This window comes from Chitinophaga sp. sic0106 (assembly GCF_019219075.1).
In the GTDB taxonomy this organism is placed as follows: Bacteria; Bacteroidota; Bacteroidia; order Chitinophagales; family Chitinophagaceae; genus Chitinophaga.
Window position 1 is genome coordinate 512,195 of record NZ_JAHUWJ010000003.1, and the last position, 15,581, is coordinate 527,775.

The 15,581-nt window shown below is 47.3% G+C and carries 10 protein-coding genes; 1 reads left to right on the top strand and 9 read right to left on the bottom strand.

The window, feature by feature from the left end:
• Positions 1-37: 37 nt before the first annotated feature.
• The 6 genes from KW844_RS07060 to KW844_RS07085 form a co-directional block, all read right to left on the bottom strand.
• On the bottom strand, positions 38-1,600 hold the full coding sequence (locus KW844_RS07060; protein WP_218376005.1) for a PKD-like family lipoprotein: 1,563 nt from the start codon (positions 1,598-1,600) through the stop codon (positions 38-40).
• 19 nt (positions 1,601-1,619) lie between these two features.
• Positions 1,620-2,459, bottom strand: coding sequence for a DUF4843 domain-containing protein (locus tag KW844_RS07065; protein ID WP_218376006.1), 840 nt, complete (start codon positions 2,457-2,459; stop codon positions 1,620-1,622).
• A gap of 19 nt (positions 2,460-2,478) precedes the next feature.
• Positions 2,479-3,900 carry a RagB/SusD family nutrient uptake outer membrane protein gene (locus tag KW844_RS07070; RefSeq protein ID WP_218376007.1) on the bottom strand — a complete coding sequence of 474 codons (1,422 nt, stop codon included), beginning with the start codon at positions 3,898-3,900 and terminating at the stop codon, positions 2,479-2,481.
• A gap of 12 nt (positions 3,901-3,912) precedes the next feature.
• A complete protein-coding gene (locus KW844_RS07075; RefSeq protein WP_218376008.1) occupies positions 3,913-7,221 on the bottom strand; it encodes a SusC/RagA family TonB-linked outer membrane protein in 3,309 nt (1,102 codons plus the stop codon).
• 161 nt (positions 7,222-7,382) lie between these two features.
• Entirely contained in the window at positions 7,383-8,525 is a 1,143-nt protein-coding gene (locus KW844_RS07080; RefSeq protein WP_218376009.1) for a FecR family protein, read from the bottom strand.
• A gap of 79 nt (positions 8,526-8,604) precedes the next feature.
• Positions 8,605-9,198, bottom strand: coding sequence for a sigma-70 family RNA polymerase sigma factor (locus KW844_RS07085; RefSeq protein ID WP_218376010.1), 594 nt, complete (start codon positions 9,196-9,198; stop codon positions 8,605-8,607).
• Between the two features lie 190 nt (positions 9,199-9,388).
• On the opposite strand from KW844_RS07085, the gene KW844_RS07090 reads away from it, so the two are divergent.
• Positions 9,389-10,285 (top strand): hypothetical protein, encoded by an 897-nt coding sequence (locus KW844_RS07090; RefSeq protein ID WP_218376011.1) that lies wholly within the window; start codon positions 9,389-9,391, stop codon positions 10,283-10,285.
• A gap of 179 nt (positions 10,286-10,464) precedes the next feature.
• On the opposite strand, the gene KW844_RS07095 is transcribed toward KW844_RS07090, so the two are convergent.
• From KW844_RS07095 to KW844_RS07105, 3 genes are all read right to left on the bottom strand, one after another.
• The gene (locus KW844_RS07095) at positions 10,465-11,610 is read right to left on the bottom strand and encodes a PepSY domain-containing protein (RefSeq protein ID WP_218376012.1); all 1,146 of its coding nucleotides are present in this window, start codon (positions 11,608-11,610) and stop codon (positions 10,465-10,467) included.
• A gap of 120 nt (positions 11,611-11,730) precedes the next feature.
• Positions 11,731-12,954: a DUF4374 domain-containing protein gene (locus tag KW844_RS07100; protein ID WP_218376013.1), complete on the bottom strand. Its 1,224-nt coding sequence runs from the start codon at positions 12,952-12,954 to the stop codon at positions 11,731-11,733.
• Between the two features lie 20 nt (positions 12,955-12,974).
• Positions 12,975-15,344, bottom strand: coding sequence for a TonB-dependent receptor (locus tag KW844_RS07105; RefSeq protein WP_218376014.1), 2,370 nt, complete (start codon positions 15,342-15,344; stop codon positions 12,975-12,977).
• Positions 15,345-15,581 lie beyond the last annotated feature (237 nt).

Below are 15,581 nucleotides of genomic sequence, written 5' to 3' on the forward strand. Positions count from 1 at the left end.
GGGATACTGCCGGGGGAGCTTAAAAAGCGCTCCGTGTTTACAAATTAATATAATCGACATCCACCACTTTCCCGAAACCGGTGAAAGAATAATAGCTTGGATTTGTAGAAAGCTCCATGTTGATGACATCTACCTTTCCTCCCATAGTGCCCTGTGCAGCGTTAAATACGCCTACAGCCAGGCCAACCACCGGTGGCTCAATCTGTGCTCTGTTATAATTTTGTGGTCTTAACAGATAAGCTGCCCAGGAGGGTAAAATGCAGTTCATACCGGATTTCAGCATCGTTATTTCTGAGCCTGCACCGTAATCGCGCAGCAGCCATTGTTTTTTAGCATCCATGTCATAAGCGTAGAGTTTTTCTTTCACGCTGTAAATGAGGAAGCCGTAGCGGTTATCTACTTCATAATGATCCGCCTGGGCGAGTTCCGGAAGAGTAATTTCTTCCAGTTTTTCTGCGGAGGTGGTACCACTGGTAGTTAAAGTGATACGCGCAATGAACCTTTTATTGGCGGCATCTTTCAGCACAGCCACTGCCTGTCCGCCGAAAGCTGCCGTATGCGCCATATACAGGAGGTCCATACCTACGTTATTTGGATCAAAGCCACCTGCTTTAGGGAGGAGCGTGGTCATGTAACTGGTACTTCCGCCATAGTGTTTCATGAAACGCTTATTATCCTCATCATATACAATGGACAACAGTTCGAGCAGATTTAACGGGGCAGCTATGTATGGAGATATTTTAAAAGTTTCTCCTGTATTGAGTTTGTTGATAGGAATTCCAAAAACGTCCTTACTCGTTGAGTTGGATCTGTATAGTTGTCCTTCATAATAAGCATAACCAACACCTCTGCCCTGACTATGTACCCATAAAGGATTGGAAGGGTACAAATTGGCCGTTTCGAAACGGAAGGAATAGCTAGGGGACCGCCAGAGCATCCCATTACTGAGATTTATTTTCTCACTTGAAAATTCAGACCCCAGGTATATCCAGTTTTTAAATCCTGTTTCTGCCACGTTGATACTCAGGTTAGTCACGTTCATGTATTTGGGCTTGCCTTCCAGTGTAAGTGATTTACCACTTACAGGATCTTTAATTTTGCTCAGCAAATCCAGGTGACGGATGGGGTAAACACCCAGCTGCGTCAAATCTTCTTCCCAGAATTGTACATTTGTTTTACCACCTACATCGGACATAAAGAACCAGCCTTTGGTACCAAAAGCACCAATCACACTCATCACGAAACTTTTGGACCAGGAAATACCAGTCGACTTTTCTTTCACGGTATAGTACACATTGTAATAACCCGCCTGTAAAGGCACTTCTACGGTAAGATTACGGGCAGAATCCAGGAGTTTGAATTTATTTTCGGAAGCATTATCAATCGCCATCCACTCGTAAGTAAAGTGATCAGCTACGGTATCCTGGGTAAAAGTTAACTGCGGCGTAATGGGAACGATTGTTCCCAGCTTCACCACTACCGTATCCGGAATACCCTTGATCGCCAATGCATTTACTTCTTTATAATCATAATTTCCCAAATCCTTTCTACAGGCGGCAAACAGCACTACCAGAGAAAGTAAGCATATATATCTCATCATATTCGTCATGATTGTGTGTTTATTTGATTAATGTACCAAACGTAATCGGATCACCATTTTCATCGGTATAATTGCGGCCGTTTTGTTTTTCAACACCCAGCCACCAGTACAGGTATTTGCACCAGGTACCGATCTTGTCGAGCAGCTTGGATTTATCGGCAGTAGTGGTAGGCAGCACCGTAAACTCTTTCGGGTCCATACCAATCACCTGTGTCAGCAGCAGCACTTTCGTACGTGAATATTTACCGAGGTAAAACGGCACATAGGGCTTGAACCACGTATCGGACCATATGCCCGGCTCCCCTGTGATATCGTCCATATCGATGATATACTCAATGATATTGAGGCTGTCGCGGCCATTGATACTACGTTTCCACGGGAAGTTGATACCAAAGTTTTCATTTGCTTTCAGGTGAAGCGCCAGCATCAGTGTATCTTTCTGAAAATCGGGGGAACGATGAAATTTGATTAGAATGGAATCCCTGGTACTATTTGCGGTCAGTTTAAATGGTTTATTCAGGAACTCGAAGTGCACGCCTTCCTTCATGGTGGAAGAATCTGCCACTTCAACGGTGTAAGTCCTGTCGGTGGTGTACTTACCACCTGTTGGCCTTACATAAATGGCCATCACCGTATCCGTTACATCCAACGGCGTATAGCCGAGGGTGATATACCGGCGGCGGTAGTTATCCATCACATCGCCGGAGTTGCTATTGGCAGCATAGTTGAATTTTTCCAGGAAATAAATATCATTTCCGGTGGTGCTATCTTCATAGAGATCCAGGTCCTGCTTTTGGCAGGCAGCAGCTGCTATCAAGCATATTAGTACGGCAATACTGCGAAAAATATATCTTTCCATATGACTAATATCTTTATGGTTATCTAACTGATGTTTCGGATTCCGGCACAGGCAACACATATTGATTAAGACTGATCTTGATACCGGCGTTATTATTTGCAGAAGTGATGGTTGTCATTTTCTTACGTTTAAAGAAGTACCATAACTGCCCTTCGGCATAAAACTCTTTCTGATATTCTTTGGACAGCTCTGCTTCCAGATCTGCGGTGGCAGGGAGGTACACCGGTGTGCGCTGTCTGTTTACCCTCACTGAATCGAGGTATCCCAACGCAGCGGTTTTATCTGTTTCACATTCGGCAGCGATGTAGTACATTTCGCTAAGGCGTATCAATGGCACCATGTATCGGAAAGGATAACGGTCTTTCCGGGAGGCGTCATAATATTTAGCCAGCGTACGGTAGCTTACCCCACTACTGCTCAGCAACCAGTTCTGGGTATAGCGGTAATCTGCCTGGTTACCTTCATACACGGTTTCGAGCAGTGATGAAGTACCGGCAGCCAGGATACTATCCGGAGAGGTGTTGGGCATAAACAGGTTTGTACTGGTTTGATACAGGCTGTTTGCATATACCCCAAACAATACTTCTGATCCAAAGATGCGGTCCTGGAAACCTACAGATTCCACCACACTACTGTAAGTAGCCCATGGGAATACCGGGTGACCGAGTGCTATGGTTTCTTTTGCCTTGGCCAGGGCTGCAGGCTTATCGTTACGGTACAGGAGCACGCGCGCCTGCAGCGCTTTTACAGCAATCAGGTTTATCCGGTATCCATTTGTATTGTTTAACACTGATCCCTGGGCTACTACCGGATCTTTAGCCATCAGCTGCTCTGCCATCTTCAAATCATCCAGCACACTATCCAATACCTGACGGGCAGGAATGAAAGACACTACTTCAGAACTGAGTTTGCGGTAATATGGAATAGCGAGTGATGACGAGTCCACTGTGTAAATTGGCCCCCACAAGCGGAATACGTCAAAATGCAGGAAGGCTCTTAACGCATAGGCCTGTCCTTTATACAGGTCGCTCTGAGCAGGCGTCAGGACATTACCGTACTTATTTAAATTGCTAAGCAATTCATTGGCGCCGGCAATACAGAGAAACATTCTTTGCCAGGTAACATCGAGCGTTGCTTTAAAGGTGGCTTCTGTATAATCCAATTTACTGACAGGGTAAGTCCTTAAGGTGGTATTGCCAATGGCATAGCGTTGCGCCATGATATCAAGTGTAGTAAGTGTAAGACCTCTTCCATAAAGATCATTACCTGCCATCTTCATATAAATACCATTCATCGCATTCGCAAAACCTTCCGGATTGGAGTAAATCATCTCCTCTGTAAATTTATCTTCAGGTTTTACGTTCAGCCACTTTTTGCAGGAGCCCAATGCCAGTGCAAGCAGGCAAAGGAGCGCTATTTGATAAGTTCGTATATGCTTCATGCTGAAAAGAGTTTATTGAAAGTTGGTGCTAAGACTAAATGAAAATGATCTGGCGAATGGATAATCGATTCCACGTTCGCGCCTGATGGTCGACACACGGAACACATCGTTCATAAACCCGCTGAGTTTAAGATTGGACAGGTGCAGCTTTGTTAACCATGGTTTGTTACGAAAATCGTAGGCGATATTAAGTGATTCCAGTGTGACGGTATTTTCCTGTTGTACAAAGCGGCTGCTCATAGGTGTGGTGGAGGTAATTGAAATAGCTTTGAACTGCGTATAGTCACCCGCTTTTTTCCAGCGATCATAAAAGGCACGTCTGTCCTGGTTATCAGCCATCACACTATGATAGCTGATATTTTCCACGTTATTGTAGAGCGCGGAATTAACGATATCCTGGTCTATGATATAGCGGAAATTCAGGTTGAATGAAAAACCTTTCAGCAACAGGCTGCTGCTAAACACACCCTGTACTTTAGGACGCATGTTACCTACTACCACCTGATCTCTGTAATCATAATCCATGGTATGGGTACCATCTTTCTTAATAAATATTTCACGACCTGTATTAGGATCAATACCAGCAGATGGTACAGCCCAAATATCATCCGGAGAAAAACCATCCATATAGCGGGTAACGGAATTCAGCTCACGCAGCTTTTCGTTTACACCATGGAGGGCACCGCCCAGTCCCTGGTAAATTTGGTTATAGAAAGACCCCATTACACCCAGTGTCCAAACGATATTTTTTTCGGGTTTGAATACCGGAGAAAACCTTACATTAAATTCAGCTCCTTTTACATCCAGGTAACCGGCATTAAACGGATAGCTGGACAATCCGCTGGAGGATGGTAATGACACCGCGATTACCAGTGGATCGGTCAGTTTCTTATACCAGTTTACCTGCACGGTCATACGATTATCCATTAACGTTGCATCCAGCCCTATGCTTGTTTGCAGCGTATTTTGCCATTGCAGGTCCGGATTACCTTTTGTGGAGATGAAAACCCCTTGTCCGAAAATGGTGTAGGAAGGGAGATAATTATACGTACTTACAGAGGTATAGGAGTTAAAGTTCTGGTTACCTGTCAGCCCGATATTCCCTCTGAGACGCAGCTGGTTAATCCACTTGAATTGCTTGAAGTAGTTTTCCTGATCCAGGTTCCAGGAACCACCTACACTATAATATGGTGAATACGGATTGTTGGTACCAAAGGAAGTAGAGCCATCGTAACGGAAGGTAACGTCCGCATTATATTTACGATTGTAAGAATAGTTCACTGACGCCAGCAGGGCGTTACGGCGTGTTACCCGTTTAAGAGACACCGGTGTACCATCTTCCTTGTAACCAAATGCGAATTGCATATTGCCGTTGCTGGCAGTAGGAAATCCTTCCATAGCAAAGTCGGCTGCCTGGTTATTCTGTTCTTCTATCTCCGCGCGGCCATTGGCAGTCAGGGAGCTCCTATTCCATACCTTAAACCAGGTGAGCATAGTATTGGCAGTATAGGCGAAGCCATCTACCCGTGAGTAATCGAGGGTACCTTTCTTTTCAAATATGAGTCTGTCGAAGGTGGTGTTTAGTGGAGACACAAATTTCTCTGCCACAGTATTGTTCTTCCTCAGTTGCAGGTTGGTAGTCCAGCGTAATGAACTGGTGAAATCATAGGTGGCCTGCAGGTTATTCGTTACCGCAAAAGTTTTGGTACGATCAAAGCTGTTCAGACTGGCATTATATAGGGGGTTTGCCATGCGGATAGAATCCAATTCTCCTCTTGACCTTATAATATCCAGGTAGGCGATATTAGCTGGTAATTTCCGATAATACGGGTTTACGTTTACCCAGGTAGAGAAGTTACCATATGGAGATTCTTCTCCTTTTACCCCATTGATATAAAGATTATTACTGAGATTGAATCTGCCAGGGCGATATATCAGGTTTATTCTTGCACCGTAATCTTCTTTTTTACTTCCGATCATGGTACCTCTTATACTGCGGTAGTTGGCGCTGGCATCAAACATCAAGGTGCTGGAGCCGGCAGAAGCATAGATGGAGTGGCGGTCGGATATGCCTGTTTGTAACGGCTGGCTGAGCCAGTAGGTGTTGACACCTCTTTCTACTTCCTGTAATCTGCGGGAGTAAAGCGTATCGTAGTATTTGTATTTATTTTCCGGCACATCGAAACGGGTATCCGGAATATAGGCACCGGACAATCTTTCAAACTCCAGTTTTTCTCTGGCGTCCATACGGTTATAACTGCTCAGGTCCGGTAATTCCACGGTGAGGTCATTGGTATAGGAAAAGCGTGGCTGGCCGGGTTTAGGCATCACGGTTTCGATTACTACCACCCCGTTGGAGGCGCGGCTACCGTACATGGCGGTGGAGGCGGCATCTTTAAGGATGGTCATGGAGGCGATGCGGTTGATATCCAGGTCCATCACTGTACGTAGGTCTGTTTCAAAACCGTTGAGTATAAACAGTGGTTGGTTCGGGTCATTTGAAAATCGGTCGCGCAGTGCATCCGTACTGATACTGGTTTGACCCCTTAGTTCAATGGTGGGCAGGACATTGGGGTTACTGCCTGCCAGGTTATTTTCCATGAGGAGAAAAGAAGGATCGAGGGAGCGCAGGCTCTGTACCACATTGGTATTGCTGACGGTGCGCAGCATCTCGCCGGAGTAGGTGGCGGTGGCACCGGAAAAGGTTTTGGCATTACGTGTAACCATCCCTGTTATTACCACATCTTTCAGGGATTCGCTGCCACTCTGGAGTCGAATCTGCAAGGTCTTGCTGTCCGTCACACGTTTTTCGGTGGTTTGGAAGCCGAGGGAGGTGAATACCAGGCTGCCCCCCGGTGGCACGGCAATGCGGAACTGCCCCTGTTCGTTGGTAGCAGTACCGGTGGTGCTGCCTTTCACCCGGACACTTACGCCGGGAATGGGCTGGCCCACTTCATTGAGCACCTGACCGCTGATGTGCAGCGCCGTATCAATGGGTGTGGTAATGAAGGGCGATATCATGGCCGGCTTGGGCTTAATGATAACAGATTCGTCTTCTACCTGGAACAGCAGGTCCGTTTCCTGGAGTGTAAGCTGTAATAGCTGGCGTACGTCCATGGCTTTAACATCCAGCGACACACGCTTCGTTTTTTCGAGCCTGGCGGCGTCGATCACGAGGATGTTTAGTCCGGTTTGCTGGCGGATGGCCTTGAATACGGCCTTCACCGGCACGTCTTTCATTTTCAGCGTTACAAGTTGCCCGCTTGTGCGGGCGGAAACCTGCAGCAAAGCGGCCAATAGCAGAACAGATGTTAACTTCATTGCTCTTAGCAGTTGGGATAAATGCATATATTTGCTTCGTTGTTTGGTTGATTAAAAAGGTTTAGCGGCCTTGTTTAAAGTCAAATAACATCCGGCTCCTGTTACCGCAGGAGCTTTTTGTTTTTAGTTAGTTGGTTACTGTCTGTTTTAGGTTTAGATAATTAATTTGACGTCACGATTAGTTTTTTTCCTTCGATAATAAATTTCACGTCCGCATCGGCGGAGGTTAATAAGTCCAGCACCTTTGACAGCGGTGTATTCCTGGAGATCATCACCATGTAGGTTTTATCACCCGGTGTGGATTGGTATACTACTTCTAGGTCGTACCAGCGGGAAAACTGTCGCAGTATTTCCGGCAGGGTGGTATCATCGAAATAGAAGTTACCTTCTTTCCAGGCGGTGACCTGTGCCAGGTTACCCTCGTTTACCGTGGTGCTGGTGTTGCCTTTGATGACTTCCTGCTGGCCTGGACGCAATACCTTTTTAGCGGAAAGGGATTGCACCTGAACCACGCCGGATACCAGCGTAGTGGTGATCTGTGCTTCGTCGGCATAGCTGTTGACATTAAAGGCCGTGCCGAGTGCCTGTACCTCTACTGCTCCGGTACTGACAATGAATGGTTGACCCGGTTGCTGTGCTACGTCGAAGTAGGCTTCTCCCTGCAGCTCTACGCGGCGCTGTGGCCCCTCGAACTGTGTAGGATAGCGCAGATAAGAATCGGCGTTGAGCCATACGGTGGTACCATCGGGCAGCATGACTTTATACTGCCTTCCCCTGGGTACGGTGAGGGTATTATAACCCGCGGTGGCAGTGGCCTGGTCATAATTGAGCTGGCCTTCCCCTACCTTTACTTTCAGACCGTTGCCCAATACAAGCATTCCCTGACGGGTACTGTCCAGCTGAACGCTGGAACCGTCGGCCAGTGTAAGGATAGCGCCATTGGTGCCGGGATTTACATCCGCCAGTTGTTGCGCGGGTGTATGGGTACGATGGGTCAGCAGGTAAACACCGGCCGACAATAGCAGTGCCACGACCGCAGCGGCGGCATAGCGGTATAACAGCCTTACAGGCTGTTTATGGTTGGTTTTTGATGGGTGTAGTATGTTGGCTAATATAGCATCGGCGCGTTCCGGCGCAATGATGTGTCTTGCTTCCTGCAATTGCTCCCCCATTTCAGTAATCCATTCACTGATCAGCTGATCATTTGTATCCCGGAGCAAAGCCGCCAGTTCCATCCTTTCCTCTTCGGTGGCTGTTTTTGAATAATACTTTTCAAAAAGCGCCCTGGTTTTGGTTGTAGACATAAATTAATTCGCATCAGAGCCGTCTGTATAATTAGACAACATCCATCTTAAAAAAGGGGGAATGGCAATGGGAAAATTTTTAAAAAAAGTTTTTGTCCTGCATTTCCAGCAGTAAAATCAACAGGGTAATCCTTCCTTTCACATGGCTGGTGATGGCTTTGGTGGCCAGTTGCAGATGCGTTTTTACAGATTCCTTTCCTATACTCAGTTTATCGGCAATTTCGGCGTAGGTGAGTCGCTGGTGGCGGTGCAGCAGGAATACTTCCTTTTGCCTGGCCGGCAGCTGATCTATTGCTTCATCGATGAGAGTCAGTTGAAATGCCCGGTGCTGCTCCGGCTCCTCTGCCTGATAATGCAGGAAGGTTTCTGTGGTAGCTTCGTGGCTGAGGCGGCGCATCAGCGACTTGAGCGCGTTGAGGGCCTCATTGCGGGATAAGGTGAGGAGGTAAGCCTTTATGTAGGTTACGGAAGCCAGTGTTTCCCGCGTCATCCATATCTTCATAAATACATCCTGTACTACTTCTTCTGCCAGCTGGGACGATTCCGTAATCCGGTAGATATGCGTAGCCAGGTATGGCTGCCAGCGATGAAAAAAGGCGCTGAAGGCCGATTCATCCCCTGCTGCTATTTGTTGCAGCACCATTGCTTCATCATATGTACTGGAAACGCTCACAGGTCAAAAATAGAAAAAATGTTTGTTTTAGTCCGTGTTAATCCGGCGCCTTCGGCACCGGATTAACACGGATGGGAGCACCGGTGGCGCCCCACCCCCATTGCAAGGTTAATAGCGATATCCCTGATTCCGGGTATATTCCCTTATAAGCAGAAATTGTACTTTTGCCTTGCCGATAAGGCCGATTTTTATGAAAAAACTATCATTTCTATGCCTGTTGCTGGTAGCTATCAGCAAATTCACTTTCGCACAGAGCGAAGAGTATTATCCGGATATGCGCTGCTGGGCAATGTATGGTGACTCCATCGAGCGCTATGTATATGCTGATACTGCTTATATCCGCGTTTCGCCTGATACCCGCCAGGCCCCTATGGATACTTTATTTGCCGGCGACAACCTCGTGGTACTGCACACTACCCAAAAAGCTATTACCGTGCGTGGCCTCAGAGGCCCCTGGCTGGAAGTTACCTACCAAAAAAACGGGGAACAAAAGAACGGCTACATCTGGCAGGGACTGGTGAGCCTTACCCCTCTTCGCCGTGGTGATACCAAGTTTATAGCCGCCGTAGAACGCCGCGCTGACAGCGTATTTGTTAACGAGGAACAGCGCCGCGATACCCTGCGCCGCTTCCTGGTAAAAGTAAAAGCTGTGCAGAACGGGATCATCAAATCCACCACTTCCTTTATCACGGATGACGATGAAAGCGCCAACTTCGGCTATGGAAAAATCATGTCGGGCCTGGGACTCACCAATGTACAAAACATTGTAACCTTATGTTTCAGCGGTGAAGCCTGTGGCATTCCATCCTATTTTTATTACCTGGCCTGGACCACCGACCAGCAGCTGGTAAAACTACCGCGGAAAATGTCCGTAGGGGACGCCGGCGTTTATTACCACGAGGAAAATTTCATCTTCCCAAATGAAAAAAATGGAAGACCAGATTTAATAACCTGGGAAATGAGTACCGAAGAAGCGACGGACAAAATGGACAAAAACGGGGATTATATCATGAAAATCACCGAAAAAGGGAGCAAAACGTATATCTGGGACCCAAGTACCTATACGGTTACCGAAATGAAAAAATAGATATCTCTATTAAAATAAAATAGAAGAGGATGTATCAAAAGAAAACGAACGTCCTGAGAATTACCTAAACAACTGCCTGACTCCAGCAGGTACCCGAATAAAAAGTGGGTGTATCAGACTTTTGATACACCCACTTTTTTATGATCCGGGAGCTATGTGAATCCCGGCATACACTACCACTAAGCCATCGCTTTTGACGTACGTATGGTAGGTTTAGACTGTTTCTTTTTCTTACCCCACCAGATGATTAAGCCAGTAACCGGTAAGCTGGCAGCAATCAGGGATGCCAGAAAATATATGATTTTAGAAGGAATGCCCCATAAGGAACCCACGTGCAGCGAATAGTTGATGCGTCGGAGTTTGTCCCCACCATTTGCTTCACTAAATTTATCTACATCCATACCGGTGCCTTTCAGCTGCTTACCGGTAAACTGATCGAAATAATGAATCTGGTAATGCGCACTTTCGGTGTTCGTATATACGTACACGGATTCATCTTTTTCATCCGGAACTCCCAGGATCAGGGCAGGACTTTTATGATCCGCCAGCTCTTCAACGGAGAATTTCCAGACCTGATCCAGCACCTTCATCAGTGGTGTGTTGGCCACCTGCGTGGTATCTGATGAAGGCACAAAGTAAGTGGGCACCGACTTCCCGCCGGAAGCCACCCAGTAAGAGGATTTCATTACCCAGCCCAGGCCCATGAACAAACCGGAGAAAATAATAAACAGGACAGGTATCAGCGTGTAGAAACCGAATACGTTATGGAGGTCATAGTTCACCCGCTTTAACTTCGCCTTCCAGTTTACCCGGAATGCATTGCGGATATTATGCCGGTTCCATTTCTTTGGCCACCAGAGCACCATGCCGGTGATCACGAGGATGCCAAAAACAAGTGTACCGTATATCACGAATTGTCGCCCGATGGCTACCGGCAGCCACAAGGTAGTATGCCCCGACTCCATCAGGTGAAAGAAATCGTCATGATCTGAGATTCCTTTTACCTGCGCGGTATATGGATCAATCCAGAGGGTAGAATCTGAATGGAAGGTCACTTCTGCAGATTCGCCTGCCTCGTGGTAGGTCAGGCTTCTCAATTCAATGCCAGGCAATGCTTCCCTTGCAGATTTTATCAAGGCGGATGGTGGCAGCATTACCGCCTGTTCTACCGGAGGAGATAACCTGAACGGCTGCACGATTTTATAGATATCCTCCTCGAAAACGAGGATGCAGCCCGTGATGGAAACGATGACGACTATCAGGCCGGAAATGAGGCCCAGCCATAGATGTAGCCAGGCGTTTATGCGGGAAAATATTGATTTCATATTTTTCATTTTGGCATTTGATCTCCCGATTTTACCAGCGCCTTCGGCGCCGGTAAAATCGGGAGGGAGGGAACGTGCCGTTGGTGCGTCCCCTCCCTCCCGTTGAGAATTATGGGCAAACTATTTCACTTTATCTACGCGCAGCATGTAGTCATAACCACCTACTACCTCCAGGCCAGGCGTCGCCTGATCTTTAGCCACATCATACATCCACACATAATCCTTTTCACTTTCTGCATTGACCATGATATATACGGTATTACCGTCGCGGGTAACGGTTTCCAGCATTTCGCCTTTATCCAGCGGTAATTCATTCAGCTTGCGGATCAGCTTAGCGGAAGGCAGGTCGATCACGGCATAAGCGAAGATGTGACCCGCATCAGTACCATCGTCCGGAAGGGCTTTATACTTTACGATGGCTTTGCCGTTACCAATGCCGTACAAGGCTACTGCTGCACCACCGAGGGTGTTATTCAGATTAAAGAAGTATTCAGGATCATATTCCGCAGCGCCGTTCCTGATGCGATAAATAGCGGAAGGCAGTGTAACAGTCGCGCCTACTGGTTGCGCCAGTTCATAGATATCACCTTTTTCATCCACATGGGTACCTTGCATCCACATGTTGGACTGACCCATGCTGGAAGAACGGCTGTCTTCTAATTGTTTCACGAGGGTGAGAGATGGGAACTCGTAAATAGCAGTGATAGCGGACTGATATTCCGGCGCTGGCCAGGTGGCGGAGTAAGCCAGGTTAACGTACAGGCGGCCATTTGCGTAGGTAGCGCTTCTGGTTCTCACACCTGTAAAACCAGTTGGGATCGCATTTACCGGCAATTCCACATTACGGATTTCGAGCGTATTGGTATTTACCACAGAGCATAACACCTTACCACCGGCACCATTGGAACCTACCATGATCAGCGTGGTATCATTTGCAAATGCATATCCGCTGATGCTGGACTGATAAGTAAAAGGTACTTCTTTTACGATTCCGAGATTATTATTGCTCAGCTGGAACTTGGTGAAACGACCAGTGGTAGCACTGGTGCTTGGATAATAGTAAAATCCTTTGTAAGGAATGATACCATAGTCGGCTTTAGAGGTTACCTCTGCACCGTTACCTTTCAGGTCCACCGAACCGGAAGAAAGGGAAGGCACGCCCAGCACATATTGTGCTGTGTTGGGCCAGCTGCCGAGTTGCAGCCAGATGGCGTACTTGTCCGACTGCTCACCATCTCCACTCACGATCAGGTCATTTTCGTAATACTTGGTGCAGGAACTGATGCTGCCAAGCATTGCAACGGTGAGGGCAGTGTATACTAACTTCTTAGAAAAACTAAACATGATATAACGAGTTGAAATTTTTAGTGAATAAAGTAACGAAGCTTAACATAGAAGGCGCGACCAGGTTTCTGCAGACTAAAGTTGTCGTATACACGCTGATTGGTGAAGTTTCTGCATTCAGCAGAGATGTTATACCTGCCGTCCTGCAAGGAATAAGTAACTGCGAGATTTTGAATATACTGCGTAGGAACTTTCGATTTGGTATTGGGGGCAGCAAATTCTTCCCAGGTAAGGAAAAACCAATGTACGTACTGGAAATCCCAGCCTAGCTGCAAGCGGTCCTTTTTTGTAAACACGTTATTCTGACCAATGCTGGCAGCGGCGTTACCGAACAGCCATGGCTGGTTAGGAATCTTGTTTTTATAGGTAGCTTCCGGGGTTCCGGTTTTGCTGCCAGATGCGTACTTAGTATTGTTGATGGCATTCTGATAACTGGCGTTGACAGAAGCCCGGAAGATGTCGAGGTAATCGTATTGTATTTCTGCTTCCAGCCCTTTTACGAGCACTTTGGATGTATTTTCAAACCTGCTCACTCTTGAATTGGACTGATAGGCTCTGGCATATATGAAGTCCACCGCATCACGGTAAAACACACCAGCCTCCCCATAAATACGGTGCTTACCAGCGGCAGTCAGGTTATAGAAAGCACCCAGGTTGAAGTTATTACTGTTTTCAGGACGCAGGTCAGGATTGCCCGTTTGGTCGATACCGTTACCAAACATCTCTCCTACTTCCTGCAGGCGATAGGCTTTTTCGTACGATGCTTTTATGCCCAGTGAAGGCAGCACCATATAACGGGAAGCCACTCCATAACCGAAATAATCCTGCTGATCCGTGGCGGAGGTGATATCACCTGTGCCGGACACTGTTCTTGGCTGACGCAGGTTCAATCCATAATACTTACCGAAGAAAGTATTTTGCAGGCGGCCATCCAGCAGATCCTGGCGGTAAGCCAGACCTACCAGGTTTTTGGCCAGCTTGCCCGGATTATCATCTTTGTCAGTCAGCAGTTCGTTCCAGGTATTATTAGTCACCTGATCAAAAGTATAGTTCAGGTTAAAGGAATGTGCAGCAGAAAGTTTATAGCTCAGGTTCACCCGTGCATAGTTGCGGGGGCGGTTGATGTGATTGATAGTTTTTATCTGGTTCAGTTCCGCCTGGGCGTATGGTCTGTAGCTACCATCCCAGCTGTATTGCACTTCACTGGTGTCGGTGATTGTTGATTTATCTTCTGTGTGAGATGCAAAAACATTCAGGTCCAGGCCCGTCGTAAACAGGTTATTTTTCTTGTAGCGTAAAGACGTGTTCCAGGCGCTGCCACTTTGTACGGCTCTTCCATACACTTTTTCCTGATCGGTGCCGGACTGAATTTCACGGCCGGTATTGGAGAGGCCGGCGCCAACAAAGAGTACATCTGCCCATTTCTTATTGGCTATACCTACTTCTGCCTGCACCATGGCGGAGCGGTACTGGTCGTGGAAGCGGCGTACATCCCGGCGAACGTAATTTTTTTCGATGGAGTCGTATACTTTCATGCGCTTCATGGTGTAGTCGTTATCTGAGTAGTTAACGAAACCACTTACACGCGCAACGATACCGGTTTTCTTATCGGTCACCTGCCCGGTGATGGCGCCACGGTGACTATTAAAAGAGCCAACACTGTAGCTGGCATCGAGGTAGTTTTTAATTTGCTGGTTGGTGACCAGGTTCACGGCGCCACCCAGTGCATCCGCACCTAACGTTACCGGCAGAACGCCTTTGTACACCTCTACCCTTTCAGCCAGGTTCACGGGTATATTGTTGAGCGACATAGAACTTCCCAATACTTCCATGGGTACACCATCGATAAAGAAGCGTACCGCTTTGCCAGAGAGGCCGTTGATGCTGAAGTTGAAGTCGGAGCCCATACCACCCTGCTCACGCACTTTAACGCCGGTGGTACGGTTGAGCAGCTGGTTCATATCCGTATTGGTATTGGCCAGCAGCTTGGTTTCAATGGCATTTACCGCAAAGCCGCTTTCTTTTACCTGGCGGTTTTGGGACTTGGAAATAACAGTCACCCCTTCCTTAGCAAGGCTTTCGGCTGCCAGCTGGAAGTTCTCCGTGTTGGTTCCCACGGTGAGGGTTACACTTCTTTCCTGCCTGGTATAGCCCATCATGGTTACCACGATGGTATATTTCCCTGGCTTAATTTTTTCGATTTTGAATTTCCCGGTGGCGGTAGTATATGCGCCGGCGTTAGTTCCTTTTAAGGTGATCGCAGCATCTGGCAGTGGTTGCCCGTCAGCGCCGGTGATCTGACCCGACAATGTAGTAGTTGGTTGTTGTGCCTTTGTGGTAACGGCAAAGAGCATTGCCATTATCAACAGGACAAAATAGTTGAATTTCATATAGCGTATATGTGTGCGAAAATGTTCGGGGGGCAAAGGTGCGGGATTATGGCGCGGGCGGGGTATCGGATCGGGAAAAGTTTTTATCGGATACGGAAATTCTGAAGAAATTTTGAATTTTACCTGACTTTATCGTCCCGCCTTCGGCAGGACGATAAAGTCAGGAGTGGCGGGAGTGGTAGTCCCGTCCACTCCTGAATAAGCGAGTGCCCGTTTGGAGGGCGGGAACGGTGATCC